A 20,499-nucleotide genomic window follows, 5' to 3' on the forward strand; every position below is an offset into this window, starting at 1 on the left:
GGCAGAAGGCTCAGTGGGTGTGATCGGTGGTCAGGGCTGCCAGCCGCTGGTCGATCTCGTCGGCGGTGGCGTGGCCGTGGGCCAGGACGGTGACGGATTCGCCGTCGACCGCGAGGAGGGTGGGGAAACCGGTGACGCCCAGTGCGGCCGTGCGGCGGAGGTCGGCCTCGGCGGCGGCCCGCGCCTCGGGCGCCTCGAAGGTGGCGAGTACGGCGTCGGCGTCCAGCCCGGCTTCCTCGGCCACCGTCCGGTAGGTGGCCGCGTCGGACAGGCTGCGGCCGTCGACGTAGAAGGCCCGCTGCAGGGCGATCGCCAGTTCCGCCGCCCGGTCGGGGGCGGCCAGGCGCAGAACGGCCACGCCGCGGGCGGCGGCCTCGGAGTCCATGACGAACGAGCCGTCGGCGATCAGCCGCTCGTAGCTGTCGCCGAACTCGGCACCGGTCAGCTCTGCGATCTTGGCGTTCGCGCCTTGGACGTGTCCGAATTCGCGGATCGGTACGCGGCGCGATCCGGTGAACAGGCCGCCGGAGACCACCTCCACCGGCAGCTCGGGGTGGCGGGAGACGACCTCGCGGAGCGTCCCGGAGAAGCCATGGGACCAGCCGCAGTAGGCGTCGAAGACGTAGGTGAGCTTCATGGAAGACCTCGACAGGGGTGTGATGTCCGCCCGGCGCGAGCGAATCATCTGACAAAACAGTAACTGACGTGTCAGATATTCCAGGGCGTGTGTGACGGCCGCCACACCCATGTCTCTGCTGTCGTCGGGTGGCGTTGGATGGCGTGAGATCAAGCCGATGGGACGCCGCTGGATCCAGGCCGATTCTCGACCGCGGCTCAGAGCCCTTCGGTCAGGGCAGACGGGGGAGAATGTCCCGCGCCGAATGGCTCAGGATGCGCAAGTCCTCCGCGAACCGTCCCCGGTCCTCGGCCGGCAGGGGGGCCAGGAAATAGCGGCGAATGTTCTCCACGTGCACCCGAGACGCGGCGACCGCGGTCTCCTCCCCCTGCGGGGTGAGACGCACCAGGCGCCCGCGCCGGTCACCGGGGTCCTCGCTCCGCTCGACGAGCCCGGCCGCCTCCATACGGTCCACCAGCCGCGTGGCACCGCCGGTGGTCAGCACCTGTTCCTGGGCGATGGCCCGCATCGACAGGCCGGGCTCACCCGCCCGGCCCAGGATGAGCAGCACCTCGAACATGAGATGGCTGATGCCGCACTCCTCTTCAAGAGCCCGCCCCAGGACGTACTCCAGCCGGTTCGCCGCCCCCTGCAGCCGCCCGAAGGCGAGGACCAGTTCGTTGTCGGCGGCCTGCTTCGCCGTCGAGATCTCCGCCTGCTCGCCCACGGCCCCGCGCCCTTCTCTTCGTCCCCGCCACTGATCCCCTGATCATGCCGTGCCTCCGGCTCCGGCCGCCGAGGTTCAGGGCTGATCCGTCAGCGCAGGTCGAGCCGCATCAGGACCCGAGGATGACCGGCCAGCACCGAGGTGGTGTCGGCGGCGTGGACGAACCCGGCGCGTTCGAAGTTCTTCCGGATCCCGGCATACGCCATCGTCATGTCGACCTTGGCTTCCCCGTTGTCGACGGGGTAGGCCTCGATCGCCGGTGCGCCATGGCCGCGGGCGAACTCGACCGCACCGGCGATGAGGGCGTGCGAGATGCCCCTCTTGCGATGGCCGGGGCGTACGCGGATGCACCACAGCGACCAGACCGGCAGGTCGTCGACGTTCGGGATTTTGCGACTGCGCGCGAAGGACGTGTCCGCACGCGGCGCCACGGCGGCCCAGCCGACGGGCTCGTCGCCGTCGTAGGCGAGCACCCCCGGAGGGGGCCCCGTACGGCACAGCTCGGCAACGTACTCACCGCGGGCCGGCCCCCGGAGCTCGTTGTTGAGCTTGGACGGGATCCGGTAGCTCAGNCTCGTTGTTGAGCTTGGACGGGATCCGGTAGCTCAGGCACCAGCAGACGTTGGCTTCAGGCGACTTCGGGCCGACCAGGGTGCGGACGTCTTCGAAGACCGAAGCCGGGCGAACCTCGATGGTCATGGCACCACGATGTCACGGCGGACGTGGCGATGCTGCTCGGCCTTCGGGGGCAGCGGTGAGTTCAGCGTGGCGCGAGCGCGGCGAAGGCCTCGTCGAGGAGGGAGACGAGGTCGAGTCGGCCGTCGGAATCGGTCCAGTGGTCGACGGCGACGTTGAGGCAGTCCAGGGCCGCGGACGCGCGGACCCAGTGGCCGAGCGCCGGGGGCTCGGCGAACCCGGCGCGTTCCGCGAGGGCCCTGGCCAGGGCCGGACGCCAGCCGTGCTGCTTCTCCAGTTGCCGTGCGCACAGTGCGGGGGTGTCCCGGACCAGGCGGGTCATGGCCAGGGAGCCGTCGGGGTCCTGGTGGTAGGGCTCGATGGCCGTGTCCAGGGCGCACCGCAGCGCGGTCCAGTCGTCCTCGTCGGCGGGGCGGGTGCGCAAGGCGTCGGCGACTCGCTCGCCCTTGGCGTCGAAGGCGCTGAGGACGGCGTCCTCCTTGGTGCCGAAGTAGCGCAGGAACGTGCTGCGGGAGACCCCGGCGGCCGCGGCGAGATCGTCGAGGGTGACCTTCTCGAAGCCCTCGCGGCGGAACAACTCGAAGGCCACCTGGCCCAGTTCGGCCCGTACGGCGGCCCGTGCGATGTCCCTGGTGCTCGTACGCCCTGCTGCGCTCACCCCGCGATCGTACCTCTCCACCAGACCCCGACTTGCAGGAGTGAAACTCGATGGCTAGCGTGACACTCAGTTTCAATTGAAGGTTTGAATTTCACTACTGGAGCCGAGGGTGAGGGGAGATGTTCTCCTCGCCCGGCGAGACGGAGGCAGGACACCGTGACCACTCGAACTCTTGGACTCATCGGCAGCGGCATGATCGGCAGTGCGGTGGCCGGCCTCGCGGTGGCCGCCGGCCTGGACGTCGCTGTCAGTAACTCCCGCGGCCCCGAGACCCTCGCCGACCTCGTCGCCGGGCTCGGCGACCGCGCCCGAGCCGCCACGCCGGAGGAGGCCGCCCGGGCGGGCGACCTGGTGGTGGCGACCATCCCGCTGAAGAACCACGCGCGGCTGCCGGCCGAGGCACTGGCCGGCAAGACCGTGATCGACACCATGAACTACTACCCGGAGCGCGACGGCCGCCTCGCCGCCCTGGACGCCGGCGGGATGACCTCCGCCGAGCTGGTCCAGCGTCACCTGGCCGGCTCCCGGTTGGTGAAGGCGTTCAACAACATCGACTTCCGCCGTCTGTCCATCAGCGCCCGTCCCGCCGGTGCCCCCGACCGCAGCGCCCTGCCGATCGCGGGTGACGACCCGGCGGCCAAGGAGGAGGCGGCCCGGTTGCTGGACGCCCTCGGTTACGACGCCGTCGACATCGGTGTCCTCGCCGACAGCTGGCGCGTCGAGCCCGGCACTCCGGTCTACGTTCAGCCGTACCTGGCCGAGCGGCCCGAGGGGCTGAGCCAGGAGGAGGCGCAGCGCTGGTTCTTCGAGACGCCGGGTGTCCCCGTGCCCGCCGCCCGGGTGAAGGAACTGGTCGGCCAGGCCGTACGGCGCCCCGCGGGCGCTGCTTCCGCGACCCTCTCCCAGGACTGAGCCCTGCCATGACCACTGCAGCCGTGCACGGATCGTCCGTCGACATCCCGACCGCTGACGGAACCGCCGACGCCTACCTCGCCCACCCCGACGCCCCCGCTCCGTACCCCGCCGTCCTCCTCTACATGGACGCCTTCGGGCTGCGCCCGCGCCTGAAGGCCATGGCGGACCGACTCGCGGCGGCCGGATACGTCGTCCTGGTGCCCAACGTCTTCTACCGCCACAGCCGGGCGCCGGTGGTGGAGCTGCCCGAGTTCATCAACCCGGCCGAGCGCCCGGAGATCATCCAGAGCCTGCGGCCGGCCGCACGGACACTGACCCCCGAGGGGGCGATGCGGGACGCCGCCGTCTACCTCGACTGGCTGGCCGCCTCCCCGGCGACGACCGACGGTCCGGCGGGGGTCGTCGGCTACTGCATGGGCGCCGGACTGGCCCTGCGCACCGCGGGTACGCACCCGGACCGCGTCGCCGCCGCGGCCGGCTTCCACGGCGCGCACCTCGCGACCGACGCGTCGGACAGCCCTCACCTGCTCGCGGACCGGATCACCGCGGAGCTCTACTTCGGCCACGCCGACCAGGACTCCACGAACCCCGCCGAGCAGATCGACCGCCTCGACAAGGCCCTCACCGCAGCGGGCGTCCGCCACCGCGGCGAGGTATACGCCGGCGCCCACCACGGCTTCACCCAGGCCGACACCGCCATGTACAGCGCGGAGGCGACGGAACGCCACTGGGCGGCACTGCTGGACCTGTTCGGGCGCAGGCTCTGACCCGGGCACCTTCGCCCCGTCGGGGAGACCATGGGCACTCACCCCTGCGGTGAGGCGGGCGCCTGGCCGCGTACGGAGAACCAGTGGCGGGCGTTCTCGCCGCACACCACCCACAGGGCCGCCACATCGATGCCGGCGACCACGAACACCGCGAGGCTGGGCGCCCCGGAGGCCAGCGAGCCGAGGAAACCGACGACCGTCGACAACGCCACGAAGGCCAGGCACACGACGAGCACCACGCGGACCCAGGGGCGGCGCTTGCGCGCCAGTACGACGCAGACGACCTGGAGCGCCGCCAGCCCCCAGCAGAACAGCGCCACGAACCAGGCCATGCCCATCGGCATGAGCAGGTCCTGCCCGTGCTCCTGCTTGCTCTGGTTCTCCTCGAGGATCGCCCAGCCGCCGAAGACCGTGCCCAGCGCGTGCGCGGTGACGATCACGAGAACGAAGATGAGAGCCCCGGGCATGCGCGCCGTGTCCGGCGGACCGTGCCGACCGGCCTGATCCGCCTGCCCGGCCTGATCCGCCTGCCCGGACTGATCGGCCTGCCCGTCCCGCCCGGGCTGATACGGAGAGCTCTGCATGGCGGATCACCTCACGCTTTCGTTGTCCGGCAGGTCGTAGACCCGGGCCCAGTCCACTTCGTAGACGGCGCTCTGCAGGTCGTCCCCGTGGAAGTTGTCGAGCTGGATGGTCTGGTGCATGGACGGGGCGCACTGGATGCAGTCGCGGTCCGCGTTCGCGCCGCCGGTGAAGCGGAACCACTCCTCGCCGTCGATGAAGCCGCGCAGATGGTCCGGGGTCCACTCGACGGCGACGTTGTGCCACCGCGACAGGTCCACGCCGCACTTGCGCGCGAACTCCTGCTGCACAGGGACGCCCTCCGGGTGCGGGTAGTGCAGGAACGCCTCGGCGCACCGCTCGCCCGGGGCGCCGTTCTCCAGGTAGTCGTACTCGCCGTCCTGAGGGTGCTCGCCCGAGTCCGGCCACAGGATCAGCAGTGGGTGGTACTGCCGCCCGTTGTCGGGTCCGGTGGCCCGGGACCGGACGCGTGCCTCCCACCGCCCGTACTGCCGACCGTACGGCGAGGCGAGCCAGCCGGTGTCGCCGTTCGCCTCGCCCGTCATGCGCAGTACGCCGCCGACGACCCGGGTGTTGGCGTCGCAGCGGCGGCCGTTGTCACTGTGGCCGGGCCAGCACTTGCCGGGGCCGCCGCCCGCCAGGCGCCACTTGTCGCGGTCCGGTACGGCGGGGGCGGCCTCGGAGCCGTAGCCGAACTCGTCCGACCACTCGGGCAGCGGGTCGCCCCAGCCGTGCCGTTCGGCGGCGGTCGTCGGACGGTCGGGGGCAGCGTTCACCGTGGTCGTCGTGAGCGTCACCGCGAGTGCCGCCGTGCCGAACCCCATGGAGAGGTGCCGGGCGCGAAGTCGTCCGTACATGACTCCCCTTCAGCCTGTCGTGCGTGTGCGGATAAGCGGACAAGCGGGCGGCCCGAGCCCTCCCCTCGCCGGGCTCGGACCGTGCCATGGCCCGTCCTGGGCCACGTCCCTCGGGTATTCGACCGCCGTACGCAGTTGTTCAGCAGGCCCTCTCCCGGCACCGAACAACCCGGAGGCGCGAACCGAACGACCTGGTCGGGAGGAAGCGTGAGGATCGAGTGAACGCCCGTGCCCCGCCTGCGAATACGCCGGAGGTTCGGTTGCGGCCGTCCCCGCGCCTGCCTACCGTGGGCGCCCGAGCGGACGCGCTGGGTGATGGCCTGGCGGCGACTTGGGCGAACGAGGCTAGGGCGGGCACGTGTCGGGACGACCAGGACCGGGGCGCACCGAGGGCGAACTGGATCCGGAAGCTGGACCGGTGCCGCGGTTGGCCGCCGAACTGCGCGCGCTGCGCGAGTCCGCGGGCAAACCCACGTACCGGGCGATGGCTCAGCGGGCGCGGTACGGGGTGACAGCCCTGTCGCAGGCGGCGGCCGGGAAGCAGCTGCCCAGCCGCGCGGTGACGCTCGCCTATGTGAAGGCGTGCCGCGGCGACGTGATCGAGTGGGAGCGGCGCTGGCGCGAGGCGTCGGCCGAGGTGGCCGCCGAGGCCTCCGACGACGAGACCTCCCGACCGCCGTACCGCGGCCTGACCCGGTTCGAACCGGACGACGCCGAACTGTTCTTCGGCCGCGACCAGCTCGTGGAGCGGCTGACCGAGCTGAACCGCAAGCACCGTTTCACCGCCGTCTTCGGCCCCTCCGGCAGCGGCAAGTCCTCGCTGCTGCGCGCCGGCCTGATCCCCAGGCTGCGCACCCCGCGCGACGGCGAAGGCGGCGGGGACCGTGAGGCCACTCCCGCGGCCGTACGGGTCCTCACGCCCGGTGCGGACCCGCTGCGCACGCACGCCGACCGGCTCCTGCCCGTACCCGGCACCGATGCCGACACCTGGCTGATCGTCGACCAGTTCGAGGAGCTGTACACCCTCGGCGCCGACCCGGCCGACCGGGACACTTTCATCGACCGCCTCGTCGCCGCCACCGACGCCGACAGCCGGCTGCGCGTCGTCATCGCGGTGAGGGCCGACTTCCTCGGCCGCTGCGCCGAACACCCCGGCCTCACCGCCGCGTTGCAGGACGCCACGCTGCTCGCCGGGCCGATGAGCCGCGCGGAGCTGCGGGAGGCCATCGTCCGCCCGGCCGTCGCGGACGGCCTGATCGTCGAACGCGCCCTGAGCGACCGCCTTCTGGACGAGGTCGAGGGCGCACCGGGCGGGCTGCCGCTGATGTCGCACGCCCTGCTGGAGACCTGGCGTCACCGCAGCGGCCGCGTCCTGACCGAGACCGCGTACGAGGCGGCCGGCGGGCTGCACGGCGCCGTCGTCCGTACGGCCGAGCAGGTGTACGGCGAACTCACCGTGCCGCAGGCCGAGTTGGCCCGCCGTGTCCTGCTCCGCCTCGTCGCCCCCGGCGACAGCACCCCCGACACGCGTCGCCCCACCGAGCACGCGGAACTCGACTTCGGCAGCCCCGCCGACACCCGGGTGGTACTGGAACGCCTGGTCCGAGCCCGCCTCATCACCTTCGACGACGGCACCGTCGACCTCGCCCACGAAGCCCTCATCACCGCCTGGCCCCGTCTGCGCGCATGGATCGACGCCGAACGCGACCGGCTGCGCGTCCACCGCTCGCTCTCCGAGGCGGCCCGCACCTGGCAGGCACTCGGCCGGGAGAGTGCCGCGCTCTACGCCGGATCCCGTCTGCACGCCGCCCGCGACGCCTTCCCGCAGGATGCCGCCCGGCCGCACAGCACCGCGCCGGAGGACCGCGAGGACCGCGAGGACCGTCGCAGTGACGAACTCACCCCGCTGGAACGGCAGTTCCTCACCGCCTCGCTCCGGCGCCGGAACCGTGCCGTACGACTGCGCCGTACGGTCGTGGCCGTACTCGCCGCGCTCGTGCTGCTCGCCACCGGCACCGCCGTCGTCGCCCTCCAGGCGCGTGCCACGGCGCAGGCCGAACGGGACGACGCCGTCTTCGGCCGCCTCACGGCCGAGGCCGACCGTGTCCGCGAGACCCGCACCGAGCTGGCCGCCCGGCTCGACGTCGCCGCGTACCGCATGCGCTCCACACCGGACCTGCGGACCCGGCTGGCCTCGGACGCGGGCCGGGCGCTGGCCACCCGGCTGTCCGGGCACCGCGGCGTGGGCAGCTCCGTGGCGTACGCGCCCGACGGCCGCACGCTCGCCAGTGGCGGTCACGACGGCACGGTCCGGCTGTGGGACACCGCCGCACGGCCGGGATCGGCGGACCGGCCCGAGGACATGGGGAGGTCACTGGGCGAACCGCTGCGGCTCCGTACGGGACCGGTCGGCGCGGTCGCCTTCGCGCCGCCGGACGGCGACCTGCTGGTGGCCACCGGGAAAGGCGGCGCCATCCGGCTGTGGGACGTACGCGACCGGAAGCGGCCCCGCGCCGTCGGCCGGCCGCTGGTGAGCCACGACGAGGAGAACGTCGTCTCCGTCGCGTTCGCCCCCGACGGGCGGACGCTGGCCACCGCCGGCGACGACGGGACCGTACGGCTGTGGGACCTGAGCGATCCGGCCCGCCCCGCGCCGCTCGGCGAGCCCGCCCAGGCCGACGACTCCGAGGCGGGCAGCGTCCGCGCCGTCGCGTTCGCCCCGGACGGGAACACCCTGGCCACGGCCGGCTACGACGGCACCGTACGGATGTGGCGGTTCAGCGAGGACGACAGGACCGGGGCCGGTACCGGGACCCGGCCCGGGATCGCACCGCTCGGCAAGCCGCTGCGCGAACACAGCGCGCCCGTCTGGACGCTGGCCTTCTCCCCGGACGGCCGGACGCTGGCCACGGCCGGCTTCGACGAGACCGTACGGCTGTGGGACGCGTCCGCCCCGGGCCGCCTCCAGCCGCTGGGCGAACCGCTCACCGAGCACACGGCGCCCGTCACGTCCGTGGCCTTCAGCTCCGACGGCCGCACCCTGGCGACCGCGGGCGAGGACAACTCCCCGATCCTGTGGAACGTGGCCAACCCCGCATACCCGCAGCAGCTCGGCGAGCCGCTGACCGGCCACACGGAGGCCGTGTGGGAGGTGGCCTTCAGCCGCGACGGCCGTACCCTCGCCAGCACCGGTGCCGACGGCAGCGTCCGCCTCTGGCACCGGCCCCCGACCGTCCTCACCGACTTCACCAACCCCCTGACGGCCGTCGCCTACAGCCCCGACGGCCATCTGCTCGCCGCCGCCAGTACCGACGACGCGCTGATCCGCCTGTGGGACGTAGGTGAGCCGGGCCGCCCGCGCCGGATACCGCGGACGCTCACCGGCCACGAGGACGAGGTGCTGGCCGTCGCGTTCGCCCCGGACGGCCGCACGCTGGCAGGCGGCTCGAAGGACGGCACCGTACGGCTGTGGGACGTCTCCGTGCCCGAACGTCCCGTCCCGCTCGGCGAACCGCTGGACGCGCACGACGGCGGCGCCCTCGCCGTCGCGTTCGCCCCGGACGGCCGCACGCTGGCCACCGGCGGACGCGACGACACGGTGCGGCTGTGGGACGCACGCCGGCCGGACCGCGTACGGCCGCTGGGCGAACCGCTGCGCGGCCACGCGGACGCCGTCACGTCCGTGGCCTTCGCACGGAACGGCCGCACCCTGGCCACCGGCAGCGAGGACGACACGGCGCGACTGTGGCACGTGGGCGACGGGGCGCGGCCACGGCCCGCAGGCGTTGCCCTCACCGGGCACGACCAGCCGGTCGAGGCGGTGGCCTTCGCCCCGGACGGGAAGACGCTGGCGACGGGCAGCGACGACCGTACGGTGCGGCTGTGGGACGTGGAACAGGCGGACCGCGTACGTCCGGTGGGGGAGGAGCTGGCCGGGCACCGCGGGCCGGTCAACTCCGTGGCCTTCGCCCCGGACGGGAAGACGCTGGCGACCGGCAGCGGCGACCATACGGTCCGCCTGTGGGACGTGGCCGACCCGGCCCGTGCCGAGCCCGCCGGCCAGGAACTCACCGGCCATCTCGAGACCGTCACCTCCGTCGCGTTCAGCCCGGAAGGCGACGCCCTCGCCTCCGCCGGCTACGACCTGACGGCCCGGGTGTGGACCCTGGACGCGGACCGCGCGGCGGACTACGTCTGCGACCGCACCGGCGGCGTCCTCACCCGCGCCGAATGGGAGGAGCACCTGCCGCAACTCGGCTACCAGGAGGTGTGCGAGGGGCGTCAGGCGCGCCAGGCGCGCTGAGCGCGCTCAGGGGATGGTGAACTCGAGCACGGCACCGTTCTGGTTCTGCGCGACGACGGTCACCTTCAGATCGTCGCCGAACTTGGCCACGCCGCCCTGGCCGCCGAGGTTCATGATGGTGCTCGGCGTCTGGAAGGTGACGGAGTTCCCCACGGTGACATGCACGTTCACCCCGTTCGCGGTGATGTTGGCCGTGGAGGTCACCAGGACCTCGCACGCACCGTCCGAGCAGGCTTCGAAGTTCCCGCCGTCCGCCGCCTTGGGCAGCGGACCGGTGGGGTCGGGTGCGGGCGAGTCCGCCCCCTCGGCCTCCTCGTCGGGCTTCCAGCCCGGGGCGCACTGCTCGGCCTTCTGGTACGCGGCCGCGAGCTGCGGATCCTTCTTGCCCAGCGCGGGCAGGTCCGGCTTGGGCGGGGTGAGGGACTGGACGAGCTTGTCGACGCCCGCCGTACTGCCCTCGGCGTCGTCGATGGCCGCGCTCGGGGACACCTCGTCGAGTTCGGTCACGACGCGGTTCACCTTCTTCAGCCAGGCGTCGAGCAGCCGGTCGGCCGCGGGAACGCCCGACTGGTCGAGGGCCTCCAGGTCGCTTTCCACGTCCTCCACTGTCATCGGTGTCCCGGAGAGGTAGCTGACGGCGAGGGCTTGGGCGGGCAGGCCGCCCTCGTCCGAGTTCCGGATCTCCTTCAGATCCGCGGCGCTGTCCGTCCGCAGGTTCTTGAGCGCGGTTGTCGACTCGCACATGCCGCCGACCCACTCCACCAGTTCCTTGGACGGCGGCCGTGTCCGCGTCGGCTCGGCCGACCCCTTGTCCGACGCGTCGGCCTTCTCGTCCGTCCCGTCCCCGCCCCCGCAGCCGCCGACGGCCAGTACCAGCCCGGCGGCCGCGACGGCGACACTCCTCCTCTTGAACATCCAACGACCTCTCTCTTTGCCGTGATCCCGTCTTCGCGGGCCGGATTCCGGCACCGTGCGCCCAGTTCAGCGCGGCACCGGTTTGTTCAGTCACCCGGTCCGCGGCACTGAACAACGCCCGGTGGCTGAGACGAGGGGCTGTCCGCGCGTGCGGTCATCCGGCGGTCGCCGGGGCGATGTTCTTGTTGAAACGGAGCACGTTGTCCGGGTCCCAGGCCGCCTTGACCGCGCGCAGCCGCCGGTACTTGGCCTCGCTGCCGTGGACGCCGCTGCGCCACGGCTCTCCCAGGTCATCGGTGAGGTTGGTGTAGCCGCTGGTCAGTGAGTGGGGGCGCATCGCCTCGCCGACGGTCGTCGCCCACTGTTCGTACTGTGCGTCGTGCTCGGGCGCGTCCCACATGCTGACGGCCTCCCACAGCCAGGCCGCCCCCTCGCGGGAGAAGACGGTGGCGTCCTCGGCGACATCCTCGGAGATCGCGCCGCCCATGCACCACATGTTGAAGGACGTGGCGGCGCCCGGGTTCGAGGGCGCGGTGGCCGCGTGGTGCAGCAGGACTTCGATGGCGTCGGCGGACAGGGCCGGGAGGTACCCGCCGCGCAGGTTCATGCGCTTGCCGTACGGGGCCACGGCGTCCAGCATGCTGTTCGCCTGCAGCCACGGCACCCTCGCGACCAGGTCGGCCACCGGCCGGCCGAGCGCGGTGAGCGGCTCGATGACCTCATCTGCTGTGGCGAGGTCCCCGGTGTAGACGGGGACGAGGACCAGGACCGGCTTTCCGTGTGCCTCCGGCGGCAGCATCGGTAGCGCGGGGGCCGGGGCGAGCACGGCCAGCAGGCCCAACTCGCGCGGAGCGGTGGCCATGTGGGCCGGGAGCTTGCCGAGGATGTCGGCGGCCTGGTCGAAGGGGAAGATCAGCTGTCCGGCGACGACGTCGGGGCCGACCGGGTGCGCGCGGTACTCGAAGGCGGTGACGACCCCGAAGTTGCCGCCGCCTCCGCGCAGCGCCCAGAACAGCTCGGGGTTCTCGGCCTCGTCCGCGCGGACCTTGCGGCCGTCCACGGTGACCATCTCGCCCGCGAGCAGGCTGTCCACGGTGGCGCCGTAGCGGCGCATCAGGTGGCCGATGCCGCCGCCGAGGGTCAGTCCGGCGACGCCCGTGCTGCTGACCGTGCCGGCCGGTACGGCGAGACCGTGCTCCTGCGCGGCAGCGTCCAACTCGCCCAGCAGGACGCCCGGTTGGGCCCGTACCACTCGCGTCTCCGGGTCGACGGTGACCGCCTTCATCGGCGAGAGGTCGACGACCAGCGCGCCGCCGGGCATGGCGTACCCGTCCGAGCCGTGCCCGCCGCCGCGTACGGCCACCGGGATGCCATGGGCGCAGGCGTGGCGCAGGACGGTCGCGACGTCGTCCTCGTCGGCGCACTGCGCGATCAGCGCGGGCCCTTCGTCGGCGGCACGGCCCTGGTACAGCGCGCGGGCAGCGTCGTACCGGTCGCCGTCGCCGGGCCGCAGCAACGCGCCACGGAAGTCGGCGGGGAAGTCGGTCATGGGGCCTCCTCATGCGGAACAGGGTGCTAACCGGAAAATCAATTTCCGGTTAAGTCGGAGGCTAACATCGGAGGCACATGAGCCCGTCCACACCCTCCGCCGACCGCCCGCTGCGCGCCGACGCCCGTGAGAACATCCGGCTGATCCTGGAAGCCGCCCGGGAAGTCTTCGCCGACCGCGGGTACGAGGTGTCGATCGAGGAGGTCGCCCGCCGGTCGGGAGTGGGCATGGGCACCATCTACCGGCACTTCCCGAACAAGAGCGCGCTGGTGGAACGCGTCGCTGTCGACGTCATGACGGAGACGTCCGCCGAGACCGAGCGCGCCGCGGCGGAGGAGCCGGATCCCTGGGCGGCCTTCGCGCGGGTCATGCGACACATGGCGCGGTTCCGCAGCAGCCAGATGTTCCCCGTCTCCCGCAGGCGTACGACGGAGCCCGGGCCTGAGCTCATGGCGGCCCGGGCCGCTCTACTGGCCGACCTCGACGGCCTGGTGGCCCGGGCTCAGGACGCCGGGGACCTGCGTACGGACGTGAACGTGTTCGATGTCGTCCTGATGCTGAACTCGATCCCGGCCCGGATCCCCGACGACGAGACCACCGGCCCGGCGGCGGATCTCGCGGGCCGCCACCTCGCCGTACTCCTCGACGGCCTGCGCTCTCGCCCGTCCGGCGGGGAGACGCTGCCCTCGCCGGCCGCCGACCGCCGTGATCTCGACCGGTTCTTCCGGACGCGCTTCGGCCTCTGAACCGGTCCCGGTCGGCCCCTGCTCGGTCGCAGGGTGCATGCATGGCGCCGGCGGTGTGCCGAGCTCGATTGAGGAAGGCCGGTCATCAGGACCTGAAGAGTCATATGACGTGTATGGCGCGCCTGGAAATGCGCCAGCCGCCATCGGTACGCCGCAGTTCGTCCGCGTGGACGACGCTGATGACGGTGCCGCCGCCCACGACACCCAGGCCCTTGGACCGGGCACGGACCTCGTCGCCCGGACCTTCGGACACGACGATGTTCGTCGTGTGGTGAGCTCGCGCGTGCCCGTCGGCGCTCAGGACAGCGGTGATCGCGTCCAGCCCGACGACCGGCTCGAAGCCGAAGGCGCTTCCGTCCCATACCGCGTCTTCGGTGAGGACTTCACCGAGGCGGTCCAGCTCGCGATCGTCCATGATGTGGCCCCACAGAGCCAGGACTCTCGCTATCTCGACTGTGTCTTCGTTCGTGGGTTTCACGTCGGTCCTTACAGGTCAGGAGTGGTTGCGTCGCTTCGCTCAGACGCCGCTGAGCATGGCGAGGACGTTGTCGTACATGCCGTTGGCCTCCGCGTCGCGCACGAACCGGGCGCGCTCGACGACGAGTTCCTTGGCGTCGGGCTTCTCGCGCAGAAGGGCGAGGGTCTCGGTGAGGAATTCGTCCAGCGGCATGGCGTTCTCGTCGTCCTGCTGGCCCAGCAGGGTCGTGCGCACACCCGGCGGGGCCACCTCGATCACCTGGACGGGGGCGTCGGCGCCGGCGAGCTGCACGCGCAGGCTCTCGGAGAAGGAGTGCAGCGCGGCCTTGGTCGCGTTGTAGGTGGGGGTGATCGGCAACGGTACGAACGCCAGCGCGGACGTGACGTTCATGACGACCGCCTCGTCCTTGCCCACCAGCAGCGGCAGGAAGGCGTACGTCATCCGGATCGTGCCGAGCAGGTTGACCGTGACGTGGTCCTCGGCGACCCGGAGGTCGGCCGGGTCGAGGAGGTTCTCCCGCAGCATGATGCCGGCGTTGTTGACCAGGACGTTCAGCTCCGGGTAGGTGGACGCCACCGTATCCCGGGCCCGGGCGATCGACTCGGGGTCCGTGACGTCGAGGACGAGCGCCTCGATGCCCGGTTCTCGCTCGTGATCTCGTCGAGCAGTTCCTTGCGCCGGCCGGCGACGACCACCTTGTTGCCGGCCTCGTGCAGGCGCAGGGCCAGGCCGAGCCCTATGCCCGAGGTGCCGCCGGTGATCAGGACGGTGTTGCCGGTCATCTTCATGGGGTCTGTCTCCTTCGCTGGACGCGGGCCGGTGGGCTGCCCGCAGCCTCGACCGTAGGAGCGCCTGCGTGGAGGCGGGAGCGGAAGGTTTGTCCATGGATCGGCGGTCCCTGGCTGGGACAACGGAAAGCGGCGACGATGGAGGGCATGGACAAGAAAGAGCTGGCGGAGTTCCTGCGTCGGCGGCGCGAGGCGCTGCGCCCGCACGACGTCGGACTGGTCGAGGGCCCGCGCCGGCGCACCCAAGGGCTGCGCCGCGAGGAGGTCGCCCAGCTCGCCGGCATGTCCACCGACTACTACGCCCGCCTGGAACAGCGGCGCGCCCCGCAGCCGTCCCTCCAGATCACCGCCGCCCTCGCCCGGGCCCTGCGGCTGACACCGGACGAACGCGACCACCTCTTCGCCCTCATCGGCCACAACGCCCCCGCCCGCTTCCAGCGCTCCGAGCACGTCAGCCCAGCCCTCATGCGGGTCCTGGAGCGCCTGAACGACGACACCCCGGCCCTGGTTCTGTCCGACATGGCCGACACCCTCGCGATGAACCCGATCGCCACCGCGCTGCTCGGCGACCAGACCCGCCACACCGGCCTGGCCCGCAGCGCCTACTACCGCTGGTTCACCGACCCCGCCGAGCGGCTGGTGTACCCCGAGGAGGACCACCCCCGCCACAGCCGCGCCCAGGCAGCCCGCCTGCGGGCCGCGCTCACGGCCGGCAGCAAAGACCCCAGAGCCGCCCGGATCGTCGCCGAACTCCACGAACGCAGCCCCGAGTTCGTCCGCCTGTGGGAACTCCAGGAAGTCGCCCAGCGCTACGGCGACACCAAGACCATCGTCCACCCCGGCCTCGGCCGCATCGACGTGGACGCCCAGGTCCTGTTCACGGAGAACCGCGCCCAGACCCTGGTGGTCATGACCGCCCGCCCCGGCACGGAAAGCCAGGGAAAGCTCGAACTGCTCTCCGTCATAGGACACCAGCAGCTCACCCCCTGAGCCGTCGCGCCCCGGGGACGACGGCCTCTCAGCGGGCCGTACGGAGAACGGGACACAGGCGACCGGTCAGTCACCCTGACCGGGTGCATCCCACTGTTCCTCTTCCTGCGCCTCCATGAAGCGGATGCCCTGATGGGTCAGTGAGACGGTGGCGGGAGTCTTGTGCGACGTCCACTCGACGGTGATCAGACCCTCGCCGGCCAGGTAGACGCAGGCCGCGGAGAGGTCCTCGTCGGCCAGACCGAGCTCGTCGCGCAGTGCCAGGCCGCTGACGTCCGGGCGATTGCGTTCGACGGCCCCGTACAGAGATCTGAGGACCGCTTTCCGGTAGGTCTTGCGTTCACGGAGTGTCGCCATGGCTGTCATTCTCCGGGGCGTGGGCGCCGGTGAGGGGGCGGACGTGGTGGCGTGGCGTCGTGGGCTCTCGCTGTCCGGTCACACCTCGTCAGCGTGCGTGTGGTTCTCGAAGCCCGATTCGCTGGTCGCCAGCCAGGACTGTGCGGGCCCCGCGGCGGTGGTGGTGTCGATGGTGAGATGGAGGCGGGTCCCTCCTTCGTGGCCCGCCGGGTAGCTGCGCTGCTCGCTCGAGTCGAAGCAGCGGCGAAGCACTTCGGCGACGCGACGGGCGACCTCCGGCGTCGCCGCGACGACGTCGACCTCGGCGTGGCCCGCGGCGGGCAAAGGCTCATCATTCATGTGTACTCCTGCGAGGCGCGGCGACGGGGATGGGGATGGGGACGGTCGTGCCTGACATGGCCGCCGTACGGATCGCAGCCGCCCGTCACGTGCGGCCTCCCCTGAAGCGTATGCCCGCTCCCGTGGTCCGTGCCCAACCCGACACAGGGGGCTCGATGCCGGTGAGCGCCGCCGCCCGCGGAGTAGCGTGGGACGTGCGAATGCGCTGTTCGCGCACCACCACCTCGACGACGGGCGGTCCCCCTCATGGCCGACTCCGACACATCCCCTGGCCGGCAACTGCCGAGTGGCGTTCATGAGGCCGTGAAGCCGGGGTGCGCTCTGCTCAGGCTGGAGACGACGCAGTCACGCGAAGGCGTCCTCGACGGCGCGTGGTGGCCACGGTCACGCGACATCGGCGCCGAGCTGCCCGACCTGCTGAGCGCGCTCACCGAGCACCTCGGGCCGATCACGCGCGTCGGGCTGGACACCGCGGCCTGGGACACGCTTCCGACACGGATCGTCATCGACGACCACGTGGTGCACATCGACTCTTTTCCGGTCGGCGACGACACCATTCTGATCACGCGAGGAGACGGGGACCTCTTCTCCATGCTGGTGGTGCCACCGCACGCGACACCCGAGGCCGCGCGCGCCACGATGGCCCAGGCCGTCCGGGCCGACAACATCACCGGGGCGGAACAGCTTCTCCTCGCCACCGGGACCCGGCGGGATCCGTCGGCCCGACGAGAACGAGGGTGATGCGGGTGCGGGTGCGGGTGCGGGTGCGGGTGCGGGTGCGGGGTGGGCCGGCCGGCCTGTGATGCGGACGTCCGCCTGCTGAACTCCCGGCAGGGCACCGGCTTCGGCGGCGATCGCGTCGCTGAGCGCGCCTTCCGCCGGAGCCGTCAGGTGGTCGACGGCTGTCCCTACCGGACTGCGAGACGTGGTTCGGGGGCCTCGTGGCCGCCCTCGGAGTCCCAGACCTGTTCCCGGGCCGAGTCCCCGTCGGTCTTTGCCGTGGTGCGGAAGAGCTCGGCCTCCCGGATCAGCTCGCTTGCGGTGAGACGGCGCGACGGATCGGTGGCAGTGGTCATCAGCCGGGCGGCTGTCGCCGGGCTCGTCTCCGGCGGGATCACCAGCAGGTCCCAGCGGCCGACGGTGTAGGAGAGGAGCAGCAGCTTGTGCGCGTCCTGCTCGGCCGTGAACCAGCCGACGTGCACGACATGCCTGTGGACGGGCACTTTCCGGGGGACGACCGGCCAGAACGTGGGGTTCACCGTGACGCGGGTGATCCGCCCCCACAGCGGGTCGAGTACTGCGGTGAGCGCCGGGAGTTCCGTCGTCAGGTCGCGGGAGCGTGGCCACCACGCGCCGTCGATCAGCGGGGGAGCGGTGTCTGTCGGCGCCAGCATGAGGCGGAGCGGCAACGAAGAGGAGGTCCGGTCGTCGACCACCGGCTTGTCCAACATGGGTGCGGTCATGACGCGAACCCTGCCCCGGGCCGGCTTGAACCGGCCTGGCTGTCGTGAGTCGCCGAGAACGACACCGGCATCGAAGCCGGTGTACGAAGTGCTCTCGGTAACTCGAGGCTACTCCTGGCCGGGGCCCGACGAGCCCTTGCGAGGGCACGGGTTACCGCTGAGAACACGGGCTGACTCGGTGGACAGGGCGTCGTCCGCCCGCGCCCTTTCGGGACAGGCAGGAGTACGGTGAAGGGCGCGAGGACCCTTCGTATGCCGGTACTCAGGCCGGCCTCGTCCTCGCGATTCCACGACATCGGGTGTCATCGGCTGGGTGGTCCCTGTTCCGCAACGACCGTGCGTCCGCCGACAGATGCGCGCCCGAACCGCTCGCCGACCGCGACATCCGCGCCGTCGCCCGCGCCTTCCCGGCGCTGTGTCCGCTCTCCGGAACGCGTCGCCGCCCGCCGCGCCTGAGCCCAGTCCGACCCCTCCACCTCCTCAAGGCATGTGACAGGAACCCTCATGACCACCGCACTGCAACCGCCACTTCCCTCCCATCCCCTCCTCCGCCTGCGTCTCGCACCCCGCAGCGGCATACCGCGCCGCCTCGACGGTGCCTGGTGGCCCCGCTCCTACGAGCTGCTCGAAGAACTCCCGCGGCTGCTCGCCGGGTTGCCGCAGGCGTGGGGACACATCAACAGCGTCACGGTCAACGGGGCGACATGGTCCACCACCCCCGGCCGGATGCTCGCCTTCAACCAGGTCGTACGACTGCGCCGAACCACCGCGGCATCCGCCCCGCACACGGTCTGCCTGCTCGCCTCCGGCCAGGGGCGCTGGGACCTGTTGGTCGTACCGCCCGACACACCGATGGACGCAGCCGAGCCGCTCATGGCCGCCGCCGCAGGCGACGACGCCTGATCGTTCCCACTGACCTGCGACGCTGCCCATGCTCGGTCGAGAAGGAGCACCACATGGCAGCGACGATCACGCCCTCCCGCACTCCTTCTCGCGACGCTGACCCTGTGCCCGGACGGCCGCCGGGCCGCCGTGGAGGGCTTGTTTTGCCGTCATGAGCGCGGTCACGGTCACAGGAAGGCCGGAGCTCTCGCTCGCGGCGGCCATCAGCCGGGCGGCGGCCGGGGCGCTGGTCTCCGGCGGTATCACCAGCAGGTCCCAGCGGCCGGCGGTGTACGACAGCAGCATGATCATGTGCGGGTCCAGCTCGCGTGCGAACCAATCGACCTTCACCACATGGCCGTTGACGAGCACCTTGCGCGGGATGACCGGCCAGTACCGAGGGTTGACGGCGATCCGGGTGATCCGTCCCCACAGGGGATCCAGCACTTCGGCCAGGGCGGAGAGTTCGCCCGGCAGGTCCCGCGAGCGAGGCCACCAAGCGCCGTCCAGACTCCGTCCGGACGCGCTCATGGGCTTCAGTGCGAGGCGGGTGGTCGGAACCCTGAAGGGTGGCGGCCGCAGCGGGGTGTGGTCGGTGGTCGCGGGCATCGCGCGAACCCGTCTCGGGACCGCCGCCTCAGTGGGCTCGGCCCGGTGTCGTCACTCGCCGAGAACGACACCGACGTGGAGGCCGGTGTGCGAAATGCTCTCGACGCCCCCACGCTACTCCCAGGGGCGTCGAAAGGACTCCGGCGGGAGAGACCGCATCAGAGCTCAGGGGGCCCGGATCGATCGGGCGGGCAGCACAGGTGGGGCGAGAGCGGGCCACCCACCCGGGGCGGGTGAGCCGTCCCTGGACCACCACACTCGTCTCGTGGCCGGTCTCGTTACGGCGTGCCGGTGAGGTTGCCCATCACCTGGTACAGCTGCCGCGAGGTCAGCGGGCCGGTGGGCAGCGGGTGGGCGGCTTCGCTGCGCAGGCCGTCGAGCATGAAGGCGACGCCGCGCCGCCAGGCGTCGGGGGCGGTGTCCTTGGCGGCGCGGGCCACCAGGGCGTTGGTGCCGAAGATGAAGAGCAGGTCCTCGTGGGTGAAGTCCGGGCGCAGGGTCCCGGCCTGCTGGGCGCGCTCGATGATGCGCGCGGCGGCAGTGTGGGAACGCTCGCAGACGGCCATCAGGCGTTCGGCGTCCGGGTAGCGACCGGCGACCACGTCACTGATCGCGGGGTCGGTGGCCTGCAGTTCGCAGAGCGTCTCGATGTAGTACGCGAATCCGCCCCAGGCGTCCTCGTGGGCGAGGGCCTGCTCGGCGACCTCGCCCAGGCGGGCCGCCGCCAGGTCGGTCACCACCTCGTCGATGAGCGCCTCGCGGGTGCCGAAGAGGTTGTAGAGGGTTCCGTGGCTCACGCCGGCACGGCGGGCGATCTCCTTCAAGGGCGCCTGGAGGCCACGCTCGTGGAAGAGCTCGGCGGCTGCTGTGCGCAGCTTCTCCGCGTTGCGTTGCGCGTCGGCCCGCATCCGGCGTTCCTCCCGATCGTGTGTCCGGGCTCCATGGTCGCATCCCCCTTCCCATTCAACTTGACCCTGGGGTCAAGTTTCGTGTTGCGGTCGTAGGGGAATTTGACCCCAGGGTCAAGATGCCTTGCCTCCCAAGGAGCAGCCGCATGTCCAAAGTGGTCGCCGTCTTCGGTTCCGCGAAGCACGCCGATACGGCGCCACGGGCGTGCCGTTCTTCGTCCTCAGCCGCGCCTACGGTCTCTCCGGCGCCCAGCCGGCCGACACCTTCCTCACCGCCCTGCGCACCGCACACGCGGACACCGCCCCGGCGACCCGCTGAGCAGGGTCGGTCTGCCGGAAGCGCGGCTTCCGGCA

At 71.8% G+C, this 20,499-nt stretch carries 21 protein-coding genes and 3 pseudogenes; 8 read left to right on the top strand and 16 right to left on the bottom strand.

Going from position 1 to position 20,499, the window contains the following annotated elements:
• Positions 1 to 10: 10 nt before the first annotated feature.
• The 5 genes and pseudogenes from FGD71_RS19210 to FGD71_RS19225 all read right to left on the bottom strand — a co-directional run bounded on the left by FGD71_RS19210 (position 11) and on the right by FGD71_RS19225 (position 2,697).
• Positions 11 to 637: a DsbA family protein gene (locus FGD71_RS19210; protein ID WP_119101685.1), complete on the bottom strand. Its 627-nt coding sequence runs from the start codon at positions 635 to 637 to the stop codon at positions 11 to 13.
• 211 nt (positions 638 to 848) lie between these two features.
• The gene (locus FGD71_RS19215) at positions 849 to 1,343 is read right to left on the bottom strand and encodes a MarR family winged helix-turn-helix transcriptional regulator (protein ID WP_119101686.1); all 495 of its coding nucleotides are present in this window, start codon (positions 1,341 to 1,343) and stop codon (positions 849 to 851) included.
• Positions 1,344 to 1,432: 89 nt separating this feature from the next.
• Positions 1,433 to 1,915: GNAT family N-acetyltransferase (locus tag FGD71_RS19220; RefSeq protein ID WP_244951218.1), on the bottom strand; the 483-nt coding region annotated here is incomplete at its 5' end.
• 1 nt (position 1,916) lies between these two features.
• Positions 1,917 to 2,042 (bottom strand): annotated as a pseudogene (locus tag FGD71_RS48980) (GNAT family N-acetyltransferase); the annotation flags it as partial.
• A 61-nt stretch (positions 2,043 to 2,103) separates the two neighbouring features.
• Positions 2,104 to 2,697, bottom strand: a complete 594-nt coding sequence (locus FGD71_RS19225; RefSeq protein WP_119101688.1) for a TetR/AcrR family transcriptional regulator — start codon at positions 2,695 to 2,697, stop codon at positions 2,104 to 2,106.
• A gap of 84 nt (positions 2,698 to 2,781) precedes the next feature.
• On the opposite strand from FGD71_RS19225, the gene FGD71_RS19230 reads away from it, so the two are divergent.
• Together FGD71_RS19230 and FGD71_RS19235 are read left to right on the top strand one after the other, a co-directional pair.
• Positions 2,782 to 3,609: an NADPH-dependent F420 reductase gene (locus tag FGD71_RS19230; protein ID WP_119101689.1), complete on the top strand. Its 828-nt coding sequence runs from the start codon at positions 2,782 to 2,784 to the stop codon at positions 3,607 to 3,609.
• Positions 3,610 to 3,617: 8 nt separating this feature from the next.
• A complete protein-coding gene (locus FGD71_RS19235) occupies positions 3,618 to 4,379 on the top strand; it encodes a dienelactone hydrolase family protein (protein WP_119101690.1) in 762 nt (253 codons plus the stop codon).
• Between the two features lie 38 nt (positions 4,380 to 4,417).
• Here the strand turns inward: FGD71_RS19235 and FGD71_RS19240 are convergent, their stop codons facing one another.
• Positions 4,418 to 4,963, bottom strand: a complete 546-nt coding sequence (locus tag FGD71_RS19240; protein WP_119101691.1) for a hypothetical protein — start codon at positions 4,961 to 4,963, stop codon at positions 4,418 to 4,420.
• A 6-nt stretch (positions 4,964 to 4,969) separates the two neighbouring features.
• Positions 4,970 to 5,818, bottom strand: a complete 849-nt coding sequence (locus tag FGD71_RS19245; RefSeq protein WP_119101692.1) for a glycoside hydrolase family 16 protein — start codon at positions 5,816 to 5,818, stop codon at positions 4,970 to 4,972.
• Between the two features lie 358 nt (positions 5,819 to 6,176).
• Here FGD71_RS19245 and FGD71_RS19250 point away from each other — a divergent pair, with 358 nt between their 5' ends.
• Positions 6,177 to 10,121 carry an nSTAND1 domain-containing NTPase gene (locus FGD71_RS19250; protein ID WP_119101693.1) on the top strand — a complete coding sequence of 1,315 codons (3,945 nt, stop codon included), beginning with the start codon at positions 6,177 to 6,179 and terminating at the stop codon, positions 10,119 to 10,121.
• A 6-nt stretch (positions 10,122 to 10,127) separates the two neighbouring features.
• Here the strand turns inward: FGD71_RS19250 and FGD71_RS19255 are convergent, their stop codons facing one another.
• Together FGD71_RS19255 and FGD71_RS19260 are read right to left on the bottom strand one after the other, a co-directional pair.
• Positions 10,128 to 11,036, bottom strand: a complete 909-nt coding sequence (locus FGD71_RS19255; protein ID WP_240436668.1) for a hypothetical protein — start codon at positions 11,034 to 11,036, stop codon at positions 10,128 to 10,130.
• 154 nt (positions 11,037 to 11,190) lie between these two features.
• Complete coding sequence (locus tag FGD71_RS19260) at positions 11,191 to 12,585, bottom strand: FAD-binding oxidoreductase (protein WP_119101695.1); 1,395 nt, start codon at positions 12,583 to 12,585, stop codon at positions 11,191 to 11,193.
• Positions 12,586 to 12,662: 77 nt separating this feature from the next.
• Between FGD71_RS19260 and FGD71_RS19265 the strand changes: the two genes are divergently transcribed.
• Positions 12,663 to 13,331 carry a TetR/AcrR family transcriptional regulator gene (locus FGD71_RS19265; RefSeq protein ID WP_119101696.1) on the top strand — a complete coding sequence of 223 codons (669 nt, stop codon included), beginning with the start codon at positions 12,663 to 12,665 and terminating at the stop codon, positions 13,329 to 13,331.
• Between the two features lie 100 nt (positions 13,332 to 13,431).
• Here the strand turns inward: FGD71_RS19265 and FGD71_RS19270 are convergent, their stop codons facing one another.
• Both FGD71_RS19270 and FGD71_RS19275 read right to left on the bottom strand, forming a co-directional pair.
• On the bottom strand, positions 13,432 to 13,809 hold the full coding sequence (locus tag FGD71_RS19270; protein ID WP_119101697.1) for a nuclear transport factor 2 family protein: 378 nt from the start codon (positions 13,807 to 13,809) through the stop codon (positions 13,432 to 13,434).
• 39 nt (positions 13,810 to 13,848) lie between these two features.
• Positions 13,849 to 14,597: pseudogene (locus FGD71_RS19275) on the bottom strand (SDR family oxidoreductase).
• Positions 14,598 to 14,744: 147 nt separating this feature from the next.
• Between FGD71_RS19275 and FGD71_RS19280 the strand changes: the two are divergent.
• Positions 14,745 to 15,587 carry a helix-turn-helix transcriptional regulator gene (locus tag FGD71_RS19280; protein WP_119101715.1) on the top strand — a complete coding sequence of 281 codons (843 nt, stop codon included), beginning with the start codon at positions 14,745 to 14,747 and terminating at the stop codon, positions 15,585 to 15,587.
• A 66-nt stretch (positions 15,588 to 15,653) separates the two neighbouring features.
• Here FGD71_RS19280 and FGD71_RS19285 read toward each other — a convergent pair whose 3' ends face one another.
• Both FGD71_RS19285 and FGD71_RS19290 read right to left on the bottom strand, forming a co-directional pair.
• A complete protein-coding gene (locus tag FGD71_RS19285) occupies positions 15,654 to 15,944 on the bottom strand; it encodes a hypothetical protein (RefSeq protein ID WP_119101698.1) in 291 nt (96 codons plus the stop codon).
• Positions 15,945 to 16,022: 78 nt separating this feature from the next.
• Positions 16,023 to 16,283 carry a hypothetical protein gene (locus FGD71_RS19290; RefSeq protein ID WP_119101699.1) on the bottom strand — a complete coding sequence of 87 codons (261 nt, stop codon included), beginning with the start codon at positions 16,281 to 16,283 and terminating at the stop codon, positions 16,023 to 16,025.
• Positions 16,284 to 16,529: 246 nt separating this feature from the next.
• Between FGD71_RS19290 and FGD71_RS19295 the strand changes: the two genes are divergently transcribed.
• Positions 16,530 to 17,024 (top strand): DUF5994 family protein, encoded by a 495-nt coding sequence (locus FGD71_RS19295; protein ID WP_119101700.1) that lies wholly within the window; start codon positions 16,530 to 16,532, stop codon positions 17,022 to 17,024.
• Between the two features lie 167 nt (positions 17,025 to 17,191).
• On the opposite strand, the gene FGD71_RS19300 is transcribed toward FGD71_RS19295, so the two are convergent.
• A complete protein-coding gene (locus tag FGD71_RS19300; protein WP_119101701.1) occupies positions 17,192 to 17,746 on the bottom strand; it encodes a DUF5994 family protein in 555 nt (184 codons plus the stop codon).
• Between the two features lie 504 nt (positions 17,747 to 18,250).
• Here FGD71_RS19300 and FGD71_RS19310 point away from each other — a divergent pair.
• Positions 18,251 to 18,649, top strand: coding sequence for a DUF5994 family protein (locus FGD71_RS19310; RefSeq protein WP_119101702.1), 399 nt, complete (start codon positions 18,251 to 18,253; stop codon positions 18,647 to 18,649).
• Between the two features lie 66 nt (positions 18,650 to 18,715).
• Here the strand turns inward: FGD71_RS19310 and FGD71_RS19315 are convergent, their stop codons facing one another.
• Both FGD71_RS19315 and FGD71_RS19320 read right to left on the bottom strand, forming a co-directional pair.
• The gene (locus FGD71_RS19315) at positions 18,716 to 19,237 is read right to left on the bottom strand and encodes a DUF5994 family protein (RefSeq protein WP_181359235.1); all 522 of its coding nucleotides are present in this window, start codon (positions 19,235 to 19,237) and stop codon (positions 18,716 to 18,718) included.
• 278 nt (positions 19,238 to 19,515) lie between these two features.
• Positions 19,516 to 20,145 (bottom strand): TetR/AcrR family transcriptional regulator, encoded by a 630-nt coding sequence (locus tag FGD71_RS19320; RefSeq protein WP_119101703.1) that lies wholly within the window; start codon positions 20,143 to 20,145, stop codon positions 19,516 to 19,518.
• A 175-nt stretch (positions 20,146 to 20,320) separates the two neighbouring features.
• On the opposite strand from FGD71_RS19320, the pseudogene FGD71_RS19325 reads away from it, so the two are divergent.
• Positions 20,321 to 20,464, top strand: a pseudogene (locus FGD71_RS19325) (DsbA family oxidoreductase); the annotation flags it as partial.
• Positions 20,465 to 20,499 lie beyond the last annotated feature (35 nt).

Source organism: Streptomyces sporangiiformans, from assembly GCF_005768555.2.
GTDB classification, from domain to species: Bacteria; Actinomycetota; Actinomycetes; order Streptomycetales; family Streptomycetaceae; genus Streptomyces; species Streptomyces sporangiiformans.

Excerpts from the sequence above, each read along its gene's own strand:
- FGD71_RS19245 (WP_119101692.1), bottom strand. The coding sequence starts at position 5,818 with ATGTACGGACGACTTCGCGCCCGGCACCTCTCCATGGGGTTCGGCACG.
- FGD71_RS19310 (WP_119101702.1), top strand. The coding sequence starts at position 18,251 with ATGACCACCGCACTGCAACCGCCACTTCCCTCCCATCCCCTCCTCCGC.
- FGD71_RS19240 (WP_119101691.1), bottom strand. The coding sequence starts at position 4,963 with ATGCAGAGCTCTCCGTATCAGCCCGGGCGGGACGGGCAGGCCGATCAG.
- FGD71_RS19210 (WP_119101685.1), bottom strand. The coding sequence starts at position 637 with ATGAAGCTCACCTACGTCTTCGACGCCTACTGCGGCTGGTCCCATGGC.
- FGD71_RS19315 (WP_181359235.1), bottom strand. The coding sequence starts at position 19,237 with ATGCCCGCGACCACCGACCACACCCCGCTGCGGCCGCCACCCTTCAGG.
- FGD71_RS19255 (WP_240436668.1), bottom strand. The coding sequence starts at position 11,036 with ATGTTCAAGAGGAGGAGTGTCGCCGTCGCGGCCGCCGGGCTGGTACTG.
- FGD71_RS19260 (WP_119101695.1), bottom strand. The coding sequence starts at position 12,585 with ATGACCGACTTCCCCGCCGACTTCCGTGGCGCGTTGCTGCGGCCCGGC.
- FGD71_RS19290 (WP_119101699.1), bottom strand. The coding sequence starts at position 16,283 with ATGAATGATGAGCCTTTGCCCGCCGCGGGCCACGCCGAGGTCGACGTC.
- FGD71_RS19280 (WP_119101715.1), top strand. The coding sequence starts at position 14,745 with ATGGACAAGAAAGAGCTGGCGGAGTTCCTGCGTCGGCGGCGCGAGGCG.
- FGD71_RS19295 (WP_119101700.1), top strand. The coding sequence starts at position 16,530 with ATGGCCGACTCCGACACATCCCCTGGCCGGCAACTGCCGAGTGGCGTT.
- FGD71_RS19265 (WP_119101696.1), top strand. The coding sequence starts at position 12,663 with ATGAGCCCGTCCACACCCTCCGCCGACCGCCCGCTGCGCGCCGACGCC.
- FGD71_RS19235 (WP_119101690.1), top strand. The coding sequence starts at position 3,618 with ATGACCACTGCAGCCGTGCACGGATCGTCCGTCGACATCCCGACCGCT.
- FGD71_RS19320 (WP_119101703.1), bottom strand. The coding sequence starts at position 20,145 with ATGCGGGCCGACGCGCAACGCAACGCGGAGAAGCTGCGCACAGCAGCC.
- FGD71_RS19285 (WP_119101698.1), bottom strand. The coding sequence starts at position 15,944 with ATGGCGACACTCCGTGAACGCAAGACCTACCGGAAAGCGGTCCTCAGA.
- FGD71_RS19300 (WP_119101701.1), bottom strand. The coding sequence starts at position 17,746 with ATGACCGCACCCATGTTGGACAAGCCGGTGGTCGACGACCGGACCTCC.